Origin of the sequence: Rhizobacter terrae (assembly GCF_003852895.1) — a bacterium.
Taxonomy (GTDB): domain Bacteria; phylum Pseudomonadota; class Gammaproteobacteria; order Burkholderiales; family Burkholderiaceae_C; genus Albitalea; species Albitalea terrae.
Genome location: NZ_QUSW01000010.1, coordinates 102,395 through 118,027 on the forward strand (window position 1 = coordinate 102,395; position 15,633 = coordinate 118,027).

The 15,633-nt window shown below is 67.3% G+C and carries 11 protein-coding genes; 7 read left to right on the top strand and 4 right to left on the bottom strand.

Going from position 1 to position 15,633, the window contains the following annotated elements; genetic code table 11:
- The first annotated feature begins 5 nt into the window (after positions 1 to 5).
- The gene (locus tag DZC73_RS26945) at positions 6 to 212 is read left to right on the top strand and encodes a hypothetical protein (protein WP_124543484.1); all 207 of its coding nucleotides are present in this window, start codon (positions 6 to 8) and stop codon (positions 210 to 212) included.
- Here DZC73_RS26945 and DZC73_RS26950 read toward each other — a convergent pair.
- The 4 genes from DZC73_RS26950 to thiD all read right to left on the bottom strand — a co-directional run bounded on the left by DZC73_RS26950 (position 199) and on the right by thiD (position 4,531).
- Positions 199 to 786: a YqiA/YcfP family alpha/beta fold hydrolase gene (locus DZC73_RS26950; RefSeq protein WP_124543485.1), complete on the bottom strand. Its 588-nt coding sequence runs from the start codon at positions 784 to 786 to the stop codon at positions 199 to 201. The two genes, DZC73_RS26945 and DZC73_RS26950, sit on opposite strands and share 14 nt — an antisense overlap.
- Before the next feature lie 12 nt (positions 787 to 798).
- Entirely contained in the window at positions 799 to 2,208 is a 1,410-nt protein-coding gene (mpl, locus tag DZC73_RS26955; protein WP_124543486.1) for a UDP-N-acetylmuramate:L-alanyl-gamma-D-glutamyl-meso-diaminopimelate ligase, read from the bottom strand.
- A 42-nt stretch (positions 2,209 to 2,250) separates the two neighbouring features.
- Complete coding sequence (gene hemL, locus DZC73_RS26960) at positions 2,251 to 3,534, bottom strand: glutamate-1-semialdehyde 2,1-aminomutase (RefSeq protein ID WP_124543487.1); 1,284 nt, start codon at positions 3,532 to 3,534, stop codon at positions 2,251 to 2,253.
- Positions 3,535 to 3,595: 61 nt separating this feature from the next.
- A complete protein-coding gene (gene thiD, locus DZC73_RS26965; protein WP_124543488.1) occupies positions 3,596 to 4,531 on the bottom strand; it encodes a bifunctional hydroxymethylpyrimidine kinase/phosphomethylpyrimidine kinase in 936 nt (311 codons plus the stop codon).
- Positions 4,532 to 4,727: 196 nt separating this feature from the next.
- On the opposite strand from thiD, the gene DZC73_RS26970 reads away from it, so the two are divergent.
- The 6 genes from DZC73_RS26970 to DZC73_RS26995 all read left to right on the top strand — a co-directional run bounded on the left by DZC73_RS26970 (position 4,728) and on the right by DZC73_RS26995 (position 15,592).
- Positions 4,728 to 4,901, top strand: a complete 174-nt coding sequence (locus tag DZC73_RS26970; RefSeq protein ID WP_124543489.1) for a rubredoxin — start codon at positions 4,728 to 4,730, stop codon at positions 4,899 to 4,901.
- 79 nt (positions 4,902 to 4,980) lie between these two features.
- Complete coding sequence (locus DZC73_RS26975) at positions 4,981 to 5,379, top strand: response regulator (RefSeq protein WP_124543490.1); 399 nt, start codon at positions 4,981 to 4,983, stop codon at positions 5,377 to 5,379.
- Between the two features lie 110 nt (positions 5,380 to 5,489).
- The gene (locus tag DZC73_RS26980) at positions 5,490 to 5,855 is read left to right on the top strand and encodes a response regulator (protein WP_124543491.1); all 366 of its coding nucleotides are present in this window, start codon (positions 5,490 to 5,492) and stop codon (positions 5,853 to 5,855) included.
- Between the two features lie 65 nt (positions 5,856 to 5,920).
- Positions 5,921 to 6,442, top strand: a complete 522-nt coding sequence (locus DZC73_RS26985) for a chemotaxis protein CheW (RefSeq protein ID WP_124543492.1) — start codon at positions 5,921 to 5,923, stop codon at positions 6,440 to 6,442.
- Between the two features lie 76 nt (positions 6,443 to 6,518).
- Positions 6,519 to 8,873: a methyl-accepting chemotaxis protein gene (locus DZC73_RS26990; RefSeq protein WP_124543493.1), complete on the top strand. Its 2,355-nt coding sequence runs from the start codon at positions 6,519 to 6,521 to the stop codon at positions 8,871 to 8,873.
- Positions 8,874 to 8,956: 83 nt separating this feature from the next.
- Positions 8,957 to 15,592, top strand: a complete 6,636-nt coding sequence (locus DZC73_RS26995; protein ID WP_124543494.1) for a hybrid sensor histidine kinase/response regulator — start codon at positions 8,957 to 8,959, stop codon at positions 15,590 to 15,592.
- Positions 15,593 to 15,633 lie beyond the last annotated feature (41 nt).

A 15,633-nucleotide genomic window follows, 5' to 3' on the forward strand; every position in this document is an offset into this window, starting at 1 on the left:
ACCCCATGACCATCGTCTATTGGATCCTCACCGTGCTTGCCGGCATCTTCGCCAGCGGCACGGCGCTGTCGTTCGTGATCTTCATCGTCACGGGCGACGACCTGTGGGGCAAGCGGGCGCGCAACCTGCGCCGGCTCACCTCGGCGGTGCTGCTGCTGATGTTCAACCTGTGGGTCTGGGGCCGGGTGATCTCGATCATCATCCACTGGTGAGGCCGAGGAAGCGCGCCATCGCCGGCCAGTGGTCATCGAAATCGCTCAGGGCGTGGTCGCCGCCTTCGAGCAGGGTCATGTGGCACTGCGCGTAGCGCGCCTGCATCTCACGCCAGTCCAGCACCTCGTCACCCTTGGCGACGTAGGCCCAGTAGCGGCCAGGCTGCGTGACCCGTGAAGGCCGCAGCACTTGCAGCTCTTCGACGAACTCCTCGCGAAAGAAGAACGTGTCGTCGCCGTGCCAGGCGGTGATCTCGCCGATGTACTTCGCCAGGTCGCGCGCCGGCTTCACCGCCGGATTGACGAGCACCGCCTTGCAACCCATGCGCTCGGCCACGATGGTGGCGTAGAAGCCGCCCAGCGAGCTGCCTATCACGGCCATGGTGTCGCGCGGCCACGCGTCGATGCGCTCGGCCACCATCGCCATCGCCTCGCGCGGTGAGGGCGGCAGCTGCGGGCACCACCAGTGCACATCCGGCCGATGCTCGCGCATCCACGCGGCGACCTTCATGGCCTTCATCGACTGCGGCGATGAGCGGAAGCCGTGCAGGTACAGCAGATGGGTGATGCCCATGCGCTGCGGTGCTCAGCCGGCCTTGGCCTTCAGTGCATCCAGCAGCTTCTGGTGAACGCCGCCGAACCCGCCGTTGCTCATGCACAGGACGTGATCGCCCGGCTTCACCGCGGCCACCACCTTCTGCACCAGCTTGTCGATGGTGTCGGCCACCACGGCCTGGTCGCCCAGCGGCGCCAGCGCCTGGCCGGCGTCCCATCCCAGTCCGCCGCTGTGGCAAAAGGACAGGTCGGCCTCCTCCAGCGACCAGGGCAACTGCGCCTTCATCGCGCCCAGCTTCATGGTGTTGGAGCGCGGCTCGAACACCGCGAGGATGCGCTGCCGGGGTTCATGGTGCGAGGCCTGCTGCGCGTCGATCTTGCGGCGCAGGCCATTGATGGTGGTGCGCATCGCCGTGGGATGGTGCGCGAAGTCGTCGTACACGCGCACCTCGCCACCGCCCAGGGGGACCGAGCCTCGCAGCTCCATGCGCCGCCGCACGTTCTCGAACTTCGCCAGCGATGCTGCCGCGGCTTCGGGCGACACGCCCACATGTTCGGCCGCGGCCAGCGCAGCCAGCGCATTCATCTGGTTGTGTTCGCCCAGTTGCGACCACTCGACGCGAGCGATCTTCAGGCTGCCGCGCAGCACGTCGAAGGCATGCGGTTCGCCGCGTGCACGCAGCTCGCCGGGCGCTTCCTTGCGCGCCCCGAAGCGCACCACCTCGCTCCAGCAGCCCTTGGCCAGCACGCGCTGCAGCGCTTCTTCGCGCGCATTGACCACCAGCCGGCCGGTGGACGGCACCGTGCGAACCAGGTGGTGGAACTGCTTCTCGATGGCCGCGATGTCCTCGAAGATGTCCGCGTGGTCGAACTCCAGGTTGTTCAGCACGGCCGTGCGTGGCCGGTAGTGCACGAACTTGCTGCGCTTGTCGAAGAAGGCGGTGTCGTACTCGTCGGCCTCGATCACGAAAGGCGTGCGGTCGCCCACCTGGCCCAGCCGCGCCGATACGCCGAAGTTCAGTGGCACGCCACCGATGAGGAAGCCCGGCTTCAGGCCAGCGGCTTCGAGCACCCAGGTCAGCATCGCGGTGGTGGTGGTCTTGCCATGGGTGCCGGCCACCGCCAGCACGTGCCGGCCCTGCAGCACGTTCTCGGCCAGCCACTGCGGCCCGCTCACATAGGGCAGGCCGGCGTCGAGGATGGCTTCCATCAACGCGTTGCCGCGGCTCACCACGTTGCCGATGACGAAGAGGTCCGGCTGGATGCCCAGCTGGTCGGGCGTGTAGCCCTCGATCAGCTCGATGCCCAGCGCGCGCAGCTGGTCGCTCATGGGCGGGTAGACGTTGGCATCGCAGCCGGTGACCTTGTGCCCGGCCTCGCGCGCGAGTGCGGCAATGCCTCCCATGAAGGTGCCGCAGATACCCAGGATGTGAATGTGCATAGGAAATCGATTCTAGGCAGCCGCGTGCGGTGCGGCCTGCCTTCAGCGCAGCACGTTGCGTGCCGACTCCACGGTCGCGGCGATGTCGTCGGCGGTGTGCGCCGAGCTGACGAAGCCGGCTTCGTACAACGCCGGGGCGAAGTACACGCCCGCATCCAGCATGCCGTGGAAGAAGCGGTTGAAGCGCTCCTTGTCCGTGGCCATGACCTGGCCGTAGTTCTGGGCGAGCGTGTCGGCGAAGAAGAAGCCGAACATGCCGCCTTCGCTGTCGCCGACCATCGGAACGCCGGCCTCTTTCGCGGCGCCCAGCAGGCCCGACACCAGCGAGCGTGTGCGCTCGGACAGGGCCTCGAAGAAGCCGGGCTTCTGGATCTCGCGCAGGGTGGCCAGGCCGCAGGCGGTGGCCACCGGATTGCCCGACAGCGTGCCCGCCTGGTAGACCGGGCCGAGCGGCGCGAGCTTTTCCATCACCGCGCGTTTGGCGCCAAAGGCCGCCAGCGGCATGCCGCCGCCGATCACCTTGCCGAAGACGCTCATGTCGGGCTCGAAGCCCGGGAGGTCCTTCGCGTACAGCCCTTGCGCGCTGCGCAGGCCGACGCGGAAACCCGTCATCACCTCGTCGAACACCAGCAGCGACCCATGCTGCGTGCACAGCTCGCGCAGCCGCTTCATGAAGGGCAGGGCGGCCCGCACGAAGTTCATGTTGCCGGCGATGGGCTCGATCACCACGCAGGCGGTGTCCTTCGCATGCAGCTTGAACGCTTCTTCGAGCTGGTCGAGGTTGTTGTATTCGAGGACCAGGGTGTGCTGCACCACCTCGGCCGGCACGCCCGCCGAGGTCGGGTTGCCGAAGGTGGCGAGGCCCGAACCGGCCTTCACCAGCAATGAGTCTGCGTGGCCGTGGTAGCAGCCTTCGAACTTCACGATCTTGTTGCGCCCGGTGGCGCCACGCGCCAGGCGAAGCGCGCTCATCGCGGCTTCGGTGCCGGAGCTGACCAGGCGCACCATGTCCATGCTGGGCACGAGCTTGAGGATCTCCTCGGCCAGCTCGATTTCACGCTCGGTCGGTGCGCCGAAGGAGAAGCCGTCCACGGCCGCCTTCTGCACCGCTTCGAGCACGGCAGGATGGCCGTGGCCGAGGATCATCGGGCCCCAGGAGCCGATGTAGTCGACGTAGCGCTTGCCCTCGGCGTCGAAGATGTACGGCCCATGCGCGCGGGAGATGAAGCGCGGCGTGCCGCCCACGGCGCGGAAGGCCCGGACGGGAGAGTTGACGCCGCCCGGGATGACCTTCTGGGCGCGTTCAAAAAGGGATTCGTTGCTCATGGCGGCTTCGCGATGGCGCCGCCCGGGCATGTGCCAGTCCGGGGCGGCAGCGGTTGTGGGTTCAGTGGATGTGCCGCGTGCCCGGCACGTCGCCTTCTTCGCCGGTGCCACCCTCGGCACCGGGCTCGCCTTCTTCGCCGGGCGGGAGCGCCCAGAAGAAGCGGTCAGGGATGACGTTGCCCATGCCGGGGCGGAAGCCCGCATCCAGCGCCTGGTCCAGGAAGGCCAGCGACTCGCCCACCGCCATGTGCAGCTCGCTGCCAGCGGCCAGCAGGGCGGCCAGCGCGGCTGACAACGTGTCGCCCGCGCCCACGAAGCTCACCTCGAAACGCTCGAACTTCTCGCCGGTGATGGCGCCCTGCGCCGAGGCCAGCACGTTGTCCAGGAACTGGTCGGGCAGCGGCACGCTGGTGACCAGCACGAAGCGCGCGCCGTGCTCGGCCGCGGCCACCGCCAGCTCGCGCGGCGAGGCCGGGCGGTCGGATTCCCATTCGGGCAGCAGGAAATCGGTGAGGGTCTGGTGGCTGCCCACGAGCACCTCGGTCTGCGGCAGCACCAGTTCGCGGTAGGCGTCCAGGTAGGCCTGCTGCTCGTCCTCGTCCAGCCAGGACAGGTTGGGCATGTAGGCCACGAGCGGCACGTCGGGGTAGTCCGAGAGGATCTCGGCCACCGCGCTCACGCCCTCGGCGGAGCCCAGGTAGCCCACCTTCCAGGCCGCGATGGTCACGTCCTCGAGCACGCTGCGGGCTTGCTCGACCACGACCTCCGGGTCCAGCGTGTGATGGTCGAACACCTCGGCGGTGTCGCGCATCACCACGGCGGTGACCACCGGCAGGCCATGGGCGCCCATGGCGGCAATGGTGGCCACGTCGCCGGCAATGCCTCCCGCGCCGCTGGCGTCGGATGCGTTGAAACTCATCACGCACGCAGGAGCGGGTGCTTCGGTCAGTTCTTCGGAGCTGGAGCCGGCGTCGGCAGTGGGGGTGTCTGGAGTCATGGAGGGGGATTGTGAAGCCGCGCGTCCGGGGACGGAAAAATCGAGGCCGAAACGTTTCGGACGATCGTCCGAAACCCAGAACGCGACTTCACGAAATGTGTGAGGAAAGTTGCGTAGGTGCCTAAAAACCCTTGGCTTTTTGCCGTTTCGCGTCGCTACAATTCGCCACCATTGTAGTGAAGCCTGACTAACTAAAGTGACTGAACCACGAACCTGGATGTGCCTGATCTGCGGGTGGATTTATGACGAAGCCGCGGGAGACCCGGAACATGGTATTGCACCGGGCACATCTTGGGACGCCGTGCCCATGAACTGGACCTGTCCGGAGTGCGGCGCCCGCAAGGAAGACTTCGAGATGGTCCAGATCTGACCCTTGTCGTCACCACGAGCGGCGCAGGACACTAGCAGGCCATGCCCCATCAGCGAGCCACCACAGAGGAGAAATCTCGGTGAGCAATGCAAGCCCAGCGGACCCTTCGGGCGTCAAGGTGCTGGTCATCGACGACAGCAACACCATCCGCCGCAGCGCGGAGATCTTCCTGAAGCAAGGCGGCTACCAGGTGCTGCTGGCCGAAGACGGCTTCGATGCGCTGTCCAAGGTCAATGACCACGAGCCCGACCTCATCTTCTGCGACATCCTGATGCCCCGCCTCGACGGGTATCAGACCTGCGCCATCATCAAGCGCAACGTCAAGTTCGCGAACACGCCCGTGATCATGCTGTCGTCAAAAGACGGCCTGTTCGACAAGGCGCGTGGGCGCATGGTGGGCTCCGAGGACTACCTCACGAAGCCCTTCACCAAGGACCAGTTGTTGCAGGCGGTGGAGCAGCACCGCCGCGCGGCGTGAATGATTCCACGGGAGGTCGCGCGTTACGTGCTTTCAAGGCTCAGTTAGCCCTCGCTTGCAGCCTGAACGTGTGACACTCCCGACCTGCCCCGATACGCGAAGGACGAGACATGGCCATCAAGAACATCCTCCTGGTTGACGATTCCAAGACTGAACTGCATTTCCTGTCCGACCTGCTGGGCAAGCGCGGCTACAACGTCCGTACCGCCGAGAACGCGGAAGACGCGATGCGCCGCCTGGGCGAGGAAAAGCCCGACCTGATCCTCATGGACGTGGTCATGCCCGGCCAGAACGGCTTCCAGCTCACGCGCGCGATCACCCGCGACCCGCGCTTCGCCAACGTGCCGGTGATCATGTGCACCAGCAAGAACCAGGAAACCGACAAGGTCTGGGGCATGCGCCAGGGCGCGCGCGACTACATCGTCAAGCCCGTCGATGCCGACGAGCTGGTGGCCAAGATCAAGGCCTTCGACTGATCGCCCGGCGAGAGCGTCGAACTCCATCCCACAACCACCCGCGGAACTGAAACGAACCGAGAGCGATGGCCAAGAAGGAAGCACTGCGTGAACTCCAGAGCCGGCTCGCTGAGCGGCTGCAGGCCGCGCGTACGCAAGACCGTGGCCGTTCGTGGCTGGCCGTGGAATGCAGTTCGCGCGGCTTCCTCTTTCCGCTGAAGGAAGCGGGTGAAATCTTCGCGATGGCACCGGTCGTCCCGGTGCCGCATTCGCATGCGTGGTTCCTGGGCGTGGCCAACCTGCGGGGCCACCTGCACGGCGTGGTGGACCTCGCCGGCTTCCTGGGCGTGAAGGCGGTCGAACCGCTGCGAGAGCAATCGCGGCTGGTGGCCTTCAACTCCGGGCTGGAAGTGAACTGCGCGCTGCTCGTGGACCGGTTGTCGGGCCTGCGCAGCGAACAGCAATTGACGGCGCAAGTCGATGAAGCGAGCGGGCCGCGCCCCTCGTTCGTGGGCTCGCGCTACAAGGACGAGGCCGGTCGCGTGTGGCAGGAATTGAACCTTGCCGCACTGGCCACCGACGAAGCGTTCCTGCGCATCGTGGGTTGAACGGACAAGCGTTGGGTAACCAAAGAATGCCGGCTCTCCCCGGCAGGACACATCGGATAGAGCGAACGAGGACACTATGAGCTTCCTGAACAAGATCAAGGGCTGGGGTCAGGACCGCACTGAAGGCGAGGCGACGACCCACCAGGACGCACCGTTCGACGCTGGCTTCGACCAGCCGCCGCCGGTGGACGTCCCCGTGGTGCGCGACGTGAGCGGCACCGCTGCACTGGACACGGCCTCCTTCGAGACGCCGCACACGCAGCATCCAGAAACGCCGCACGCCGACTCGTCCATCATCACCGAGGCTGCGCCCTCCGAGCTGGCCGACTTCGGCGAGACCCGGCTGCAAGGTGACAACCCCGAGACCGAAATCGGTACTGGCCTGCCGCTGATCGGCAACCGCCCCGTCCAGCAACAGCAGCGCATCCTGTTCGCCATGGTGGGCGTGGGCCTCGCGGGCTTGGTGATCATGACGGTGACGTCCCTGATCTCCGCCAGCCGCGGCGCCGCACAGGTGGGTGCCTCCGGCCAGGCGCTGATGCAGTCGCAGCGGCTGGCGAAGTCGGTGTCGCAGGCGCTGATCGGCAGCCCGCAGGCTTTCCCGGAAGTGCGTGAATCGACCGAAGTTCTTGCCAAGAGCGTGCGCGGCCTGAACGCCGGCAGCGACACGCTGGCGGCCGCACCGGGTGCGGTGCAGGACGACATCAAGGCGATGCTGCCGCTGGTGGACCGCGCTGAAAAGAACGCCAACACCGTGATCGCGCAGCAGAAGATCCTGACGCAGGTGGGACAGGCGCTTCGCGCCATCAACCGCCAATCGTCCGACCTGCTGGAAACCGCGGAAACCATTTCGTCCCTGAAGCTGCAGCAGGAAGCCTCGCCGGCTGAACTGTCCGCCGTGGGCCAGTTGGTGATGCTGACCCAGCGTATCGGCAAGTCGGCCAACGAATTCCTGACGATGGAAGGCGTGTCGCCGGAAGCCGTGTTCCTGCTCGGCAAGGACTTGAACTCCTTCCGTGAAATCGCCCAAGGCCTGGCCGACGGCAACCAGGAACTGCGCCTGCCGGGCACCAAGGACCCGCAGACCAAGGAGCGCCTGGTCGCTCTGTTGAAGCAGTACGAAGAGACCCGCACGCAAGCCGGCGCGATTCTGGGCAACCTGCAAGGCCTGGTGTCCGCGCGTGAAGCGCAGTCCGCGATCATTGCCGACTCCGAGCCGCTGCGTAAGGGCCTGGAAGTCGTGCAGGAACGCCTGGGCAAGGAAACCGGCTTCTCGGGCCTGTCGCTCTTGGCGCTGGTGGTGTTCGCAGCCACCATGGCCGCGGGTGGCTTGGGCTTCCTGAGGCTGTATGTGCGTGACCAGGCCCAGCGTGCCGCGCTCGCCGAACAGCAGCGACTCGAAGCCGAACGGCAGGAGCAGGAAGCCAAGCGCGTGAACGACGCGAACCAGGCGGCCATTTTGCGATTGATGAACGAACTGCAGACGGTTGCTGAAGGTGACTTGACGCAGCAGGCAACCGTGACCGAAGACATCACGGGCGCCATCGCCGACTCGGTGAACTACACGGTGGAAGAGCTGCGAACCCTGGTGTCGCAGGTGCAAGGCACGGTGGGTCGCGTGACCGAAACGACGCAGCAGGTGGAAGCCACGTCGACCGAACTGTTGGCCGCCTCCACCGAGCAGCTGCGCGAAATTCGCGACACCGGCGAGTCGGTGCTCCAGATGGCAGGCCGAATCAACGAGGTGTCCGCACAAGCCCAGGAAACGGCCCAGGTGGCGCGCCAATCGCTGGATGCCGCTGAAACCGGTCTGCGCGCGGTGCAGAACACCATCGGCGGTATGAACTCCATCCGCGACCAGATCCAGGAAACCTCCAAGCGGATCAAGCGGCTGGGCGAGTCGTCGCAGGAGATTGGTGAAATCACCGAACTGATTTCCGACATTACGGAACAGACGAACGTGCTGGCTCTGAACGCCGCCATTCAGGCAGCATCGGCCGGTGAAGCCGGCCGGGGCTTCTCGGTGGTTGCGGAAGAAGTGCAGCGACTGGCCGAACGCTCCGGCGACGCCACGCGACAGATTGCGGCCCTGGTGAAGACCATTCAGACCGACACGCAAGACGCGGTGGCGGCCATGGAAAGATCGACGCAGGGTGTGGTGGAAGGTACCCGACTGACTGACGCGGCAGGTACCGCTCTGGGTGACATCGACCGAGTCTCCCGCCAGCTCGCAGACCTGATTGCGCAGATTTCGAACCAGGCGCTCTCCGAAGCACAGTCGGCCAACGTGGTGGCCGCCAACATCCAGCACATTTTCGCGGTGACGGAGCAGACCGGAGAAGGTACGCGTTCCACGGCGCAGATGGTGCGTGAACTGTCCAAGACCGCTGAAGAACTGAAGCAGTCGGTCGCGCGATTCAAGATCGATTAATTGCTTTGTTGAATGCGCGCGGCGCGGCAGTGCTGCCAAGACAGCCTCCGCGCCGTTCGCTCACCTGAACACCAAGGGCATCGATGGAAAGCACCCGCAATACCGAAGCAACCGGAGCGGCCTCAGACGACCTCAGCGCCCTGGCGTGGGTGCACGACGAACTGCGCCGCTCGCTGGACGCCGCCCACAAGGCGCTGCGCCGCTTCGTCAAGGAAGCCGAATCGCTGACGGGCTCCGACGTCGATGTCGTCGACCCTTCCGTGCTGCGCACTGCGCGACAGCAGATCCACCAGGGCGTGGGTGCCCTCGAACTCGTGGGCCTGCCCGCGGCCGCCACCGTGCTGCGCGCCTGTGAAGCCGCCGTCCAGCGCTACGTTGCCAAGCCCCAGAAACTGACCAGCGAGATCGTCGACGACCTGGAGAAGGCGTCCTTCGCGCTGCTGGACTACCTCGCACGCATGCTCGCGGGCAAGGTGGTGTCGCCGCTGGCGATGTTCCCGCAATACCGTGCCGTGCAGGAAGCTGCCGGCGCCGACCGCGTCCACCCCGCCGACCTGTGGGCCGTGGACTGGCGTTGGCGCGACGTGCCGCTGGCCGGCAACGTGACGCCGCGCAAACCCGACTCTGATACCCGTGCCGCCCTGGAGCGCGAGATGCTCGCGCTGATGCGCGGCCCGTCGCCCGCTGCCGCCATGCGCATGAGCGACCTGTGCGAAGGCCTGGCCGCCGGCAGCAGCCATTCGCAAGCTGCCACGCTGTGGAAGCTCGCCGCCGCGATGTTCGAGGCGCAAGGCCAGGGTCTGTCGCAGCAGGATGTCTTCAGCAAGCGCGTCGCGTCGCGCCTGCTCGCGCAACTGCGCATCGTCGAGCGCGGCGAGGGCGATGCCTCCGAGCGCCTCGCGCAAGATTTGCTTTTCTTCTGCGCCCAGGCCAGTTCGCCGGGCGACGGCCGCAAGGCGCCGCGCCTGGCGTCGGTTCGCCAGGCCTACGGTCTCGTGCACCACACGCCGGTCGACTACACCGTCAGCGCGCTGGGCAAGTTCGACCCGGCGTGGATCGCGCAGGCCAAGAAGCGCGTGGTTGCCGCCAAGGAATCGTGGTCGGCCATCGCCGGCGGCGAGATGCACCGCATGAGCGGGCTGGGCGAGCAGTTCTCGCTGGTGGGCGATTCGCTCAAGCGCCTGTTCCCGCAGGGCGAATCGATGGCCAATGAGCTGACGCAGGCCGTCTCGCTCACGCAGACCGGCAATGCCGCGCCGAGCGCGCCGCTGGCGATGGAAGTCGCCACCAGCCTGCTGTACATCGAAGCCTCGCTGGAAGACGCGGACTTCGACCATCCCGACCAGGGCCAGCGCGTTCGCCGGTTGGCCGACCGCGTGTCCAGGGTGCGCCAGGGCGCCGCGCCGGAGCCGCTGGAAGGCTGGATGGAAGACCTGTACCGCCGGGTCTCCGACCGCCAGACCATGGGCAGCGTGGTCCAGGAACTGCGGACCTCGCTGTCCGAGGCCGAGAAGCTCATCGACCAGTTCTTCCGCAACCCGGTCGACCGTAACGTGCTGATCCCGGTGCCCAACCAGCTCACCGCCATGCGCGGCGTGCTGTCGGTGCTGGGCATGGACCAGGCCTCGCAGGCGCTGCTGCGCATGCGCGACGAGGTCGATGGCCTCATCACGACCGAGATTCAGCCCGAGCATGTGCAACAGGCCGGCGTGTTCGACCGCCTGGCCGGCAACCTGGGCGCGCTGGGCTTCCTGATCGACATGCTGAGCGTGCAGCCGCAGATGGCCAAGTCGCTCTTCCGCTACGACGCGTCCACCGGCTCGCTGAGCCCGGTCATGGGCCGCAGCGAGGAGCGCCAGGCCAGCGAGCACACCGCCGCGGCGAATGCCGTGGTCGAGCCGCGCCTGATCGAGCAGGCACAGCAGCTGGCCTTCACCGCCGCGCGCGACGACGTGCCGCTGGAAGAGGTGTCGCGCGACCTGGAGCGCCTGTCGGCGCATGCACAGGCCGCCGACCAGCCGAGCCTCGCCGCCACCGTGTCGCAGGCGCAAGCCGCACTGCACCAGGCCGAAGGCGACGCCGAGAACATCGCTTCCGTGCGCGATTCCATCTCCGAGGCGATGGTCGACTTCGTCAACACGGCTTCCGGCCCGATGGGCCTGGACGTGCTGCCGCCCGCACCGCCGCCTGCTCAGGTCGCTGCGCCCGCGGCGGCCGACATGCCGGCCACTGCCGCGCCGGCACCCACCGTGACGGTGACGCCGCCGGCGCCCGCCACTGTCGATCTCGCCGAAGACGACGAGATGCGCGAGATCTTCCTGGAAGAAGCACGCGAGGTGGTCGAGACCGCCACCGGCGCCATCAACGACCTGGAAGAGACCCCGTCCGACATCGGCCACATGACCACGGTGCGTCGCGCGTTCCACACCCTCAAGGGCAGCTCGCGCATGGTCGGCCTCAAGCGCTTCGGCGATGCCGCCTGGGGTTGCGAACAGCTGTACAACGCACGGCTGGCTGACCAGCAGCCCGCCGATGCCGGCCTGCTGGAATTCACCCGCTGGTCGCTGGGCTACCTGGGCGAATGGATCGAGGAGATCGCCGAAGGCCGCGATGGCGGACGCGATCCCAAGGTCGTCGAGAACGCCGCGCTTGCGATGCGCGAATCGGGCTCCAAGATGCCGGTGATCGGTGCTGCCACCGCTGCACCGGTGGCCGTGCCTGCGCCCATCGCGCCTGCGCCGGTGGTGGAGGCGCTGCCCGAACTCGATCTGGACCTCCCGCCGGTGGCCGAAACCATCGAGATGCTGGAGATTCCCGACATCGACGAGCATCCCGCGCCGGTCGCCGGCATGGAGCCGCTCGCGCTGTCCCTGCCGCCGGACCTGCCCACGGCGCAAGACCTGGAACTCGGCTCGGCGCCTGTGGCCGAGCATGCGCCGGCGCCTGCCGCCCCGGCCGAGCACGAACTGTCCTTCGAGCTGGACCTGGCGAGCTTCGACGCCCCGGTCGAGCCCGTGACCGCACCGACCGACGCGCTCGGCGTGGACACCAAGGCCACGTCGCTGTTCGACCCGTTCGAAGTGGCCCAGACGGCACCGCTGCCCATGTCCGAGCCCACCACGGCGGCACAGCCGCTGGTGGAAGAGACCATCGAGCTGATCGACCTGGACCTGGGCACCGAATCCCCGCCTGAAGAGGCGCTGATCGAGAACCTGGAGCCCTCGCTCGACCTGCCGCTGGAAGAAGTCCTGTCCGAAGATCTGGTGCCTGCCGCCCATGCCGTGGCAGCCACCGACATGCCGCTGGAGGCCACGCCCGAGCCGGAGACCGTGTCCGAGGCCGCGCCCACGGCGCCCGAGGACGACCAGTTCAAGATCGTCGGGCCGCTGCGCATCAGCATCCCGCTGTTCAACATCTACCTCAACGAAGCCGACGAACTGTCGCGCCGCCTGACCACCGAGGTGGCCGAGTGGGCGATGGAGCTGCACCGCCCGGTGGGCGAGGCGGCGATCGCGCTGGCCCATTCGCTGGCAGGCAACTCCGCGACCGTGGGCTTCACCGACCTGTCGCAGCTCGCCCGCACGCTGGAACATGCGCTGATGCGCATCGACCGCATCGGCCATGGCGAGCCTGACGACGGCAAGCTGTTCGTCGACACGGCCGAGGATATCCGCCGCCTGTTGCACCAGTTCGCTGCCGGCTTCCTGAAGGAGCCCACGCCTGAACTGCTGGCCCGCCTGGCCGAGCACGAAGTGTCCTCCGCCCGCCGCCTGGAAGCGGTGACGCTGGAGCAGGATGCCCAGCCGGTGGAAGAGGCCGCCAACGAGCCGCTCATCGAGGTGCTGGAGCCCACGCCGGGTGTCGAGCATGTGATGGAGACGGCGCCGGAGCCCGTGGCGGAGCTGCCCGAGATCGTCATGCCGCAGGCGCTGGCCGAGGTCCAGCCCGAGCCGCTGCATGAGCCCCTGCCCGACGCCATCGCGCAGGCAGCGGAGGCCGTGCATCTGGGCCATCCGCATGAGACGCACGTCGAGGTGGTGGACATCGCCTTGCCGCCGTCCGAGCCCGAACCTGTCGAGGCCGCACCCGCCACCGATTTCGGCACGCCTGACTCCAAGTTCGGTCAGCTGGGTCTTGCCGAATTCAAGCCTTTCACCGCGCTGCCCAGCGAGGCCGTGCGTGCTGCCACGCCGGTGCGCGAGGACCAGGAAGGCGTCGATGACGACATCGACGCCGTGGACGCGGTGGACGCCGATCTCTTCCCGATCTTCGAGGAAGAAGGCCAGGAACTGCTGCCCAAGCTGGAAGCGCAGCTGCGCGACTGGGCCGACGAGCCGGCCAACACCCAGCACGCCGCGGCCTGCATGCGCACGCTGCACACGCTCAAGGGCGGTGCCCGCCTGGCCGGTGCCATGCGACTGGGCGAAATGGCCCACCGCCTGGAATCGGCCATCGAGCAACTGCTGGCCAAGGGCTCGCCCGAGGCTCATGAAGTCGAGGCGCTGCACAACCGTTCCGACGCGCTGTCGCACACCTTCGAGGCACTGCGTCGCCGTGATGCGGCCGCCTACGCCGACGCCCTGGCGAGCACCGAGGTGGCCAAGCCTGCACCGGTGGCCCCGGTGGCGGCGCCCGTGCAGCCTGCCGCACCCGTCGCCGAACCCGTGCTGGCCAAGCTCGAACCCGTGGCACTCGCGCCCGTGGTTCCCACCCCGGACCTGCCCGCAGTCATCGAGCCCTCGGCCGTGGACGAGCATCCGTCCGAGCCGCTGGCGCCCTTTGCCCTGCCCGACATCGACTGGTCGCGTTTCACCGGCACCGGTGCCGTGATTCCCAAGCAAGCCGCCGCCGACCGCGCGTCGGCATCGCAGTCGGCCGTGCGTGTGCGTGCGCCGCTGCTGGACCGCCTGGTGAACCAGGCCGGCGAAGTGTCGATCACGCGTTCGCGCATCGAGGTGGAAGTCAACACCATCAAGGGTTCGCTGGGCGACCTGACGGACAACCTAGAACGCCTGCGCCAGCAACTGCGCGACATCGAGCTGCAAGCGGAAACGCAGATGAGCTCGCGGCTGGAAGCCGCCAAGGCCCTGGCCCAGTCCTTCGACCCGCTGGAGTTCGACCGCTTCACGCGCTTCCAGGAACTGACCCGCATGATGGCCGAGTCGGTGAACGACGTGGCCACGGTGCAGCGCACGCTGCAGCGCACGCTGGAATCGACGGAAGACGAACTGGCGGCGCAGGCACGGCTCACCCGCGACCTGCAGGACGACCTGCTGCGTACCCGCATGGTGGAGTTCGAAGGCCTGTCCGACCGTCTCTACCGCGTGGTGCGCCAGGCAGCCAAGGAAACCGGCAAGCAGGTCCGCTTGGACATCGTGGGCGGCTCCATCGAAGTCGACCGCGGCGTGCTGGACCGCATGACCGGCGCCTTCGAGCACTTGCTGCGCAACAGCGTCACGCACGGCATCGAGTCGCCGGACGTTCGCGCCGGTTCCGGCAAGGACGCCGCCGGCTCCATCGTGGTGGCGCTCACGCAGGAAGGCAACGAAGTCGGCGTGGAGTTCCGCGACGACGGCGCCGGCCTGAACCTGGCCCGCATCCGCGAGAAGGGCGTCAACATGGGCCTGATCGAGGCGGCCCATGACTACAGCGATGGCGAACTGGCCAACCTGATCTTCACCTCGGGCTTCTCCACTGCCGACAAGGTGACGGAGCTGGCCGGTCGCGGCATCGGCATGGACGTGGTCCGCGCCGAAGTCAACGCGATGGGCGGACGCATCGAAACCGCCACGGCCGCCGGCCAGGGCACGAGCTTCAAGCTGGTGCTGCCGCTGACCACGGCGGTGACGCAGGTGGTGATGCTTCGCGTGGGCGACACCACCGTGGCCGTGCCTTCGACGCTGATCGAGATCGTGCGCCGTGCCAAGCCGGAGGAAATCGATCACGCCTACAACAGTGGCCGCTACGCTGTGGGCGACCACGCACTCAACTTCTTCTGGCTGGGCTCGCTGCTGCAGCTGAGCCCGCGCAGTTCGGAAGCCACGGGGCGCATGCGCCAGATCGTGATCATCCGAAGCGCACAACAGCGTATCGCCATCCACGTGGACGAAGTGCTGGGCAACCAGGAAGTGGTGGTGAAGAACCTCGGACCGCAGCTGTCGCGCATGCCGGGCCTGGCAGGCATGACCCTGCTGGCGTCTGGTGCCGTGGCGCTGATCTACAACCCTGTGGCCCTTGCGGCCTTGTACGGCCCGGCCGCGCGTGCCGCGACGGTCGCGTCGCTGCATGCGCCGACGCCGGAAGTCGTGCAACCGGTGGTCACCGAACCGACCCGCCCGGCCGCACCGCTGGTGCTGGTGGTGGACGATTCGCTCACGGTGCGCCGCGTCACGCAGCGCCTGCTGGTGCGCGAGGGCTACCGCGTGTCGCTGGCCAAGGACGGCCTGGATGCCCTGGAACGCCTGGCGGAAGAAAAACCCCAGATGGTCCTGTCGGACATCGAGATGCCTCGCATGGACGGCTTCGACCTGGTGCGCAACATCCGCGGCGACGCCCGTCTGCGCGACCTTCCGGTGATCATGATCACGTCGCGAATCGCGCAAAAACACCGGGATTACGCCGCGGAATTGGGTGTCGACCATTACCTTGGCAAGCCATACTCCGAAGAAGACTTGCTGGCGTTGATCGGACGCTACACCGCCAACGCGGCGGCTGTGTGACCGAAAGGCGCCGGCCGGACACCGAACCCAAGCAGTACTTC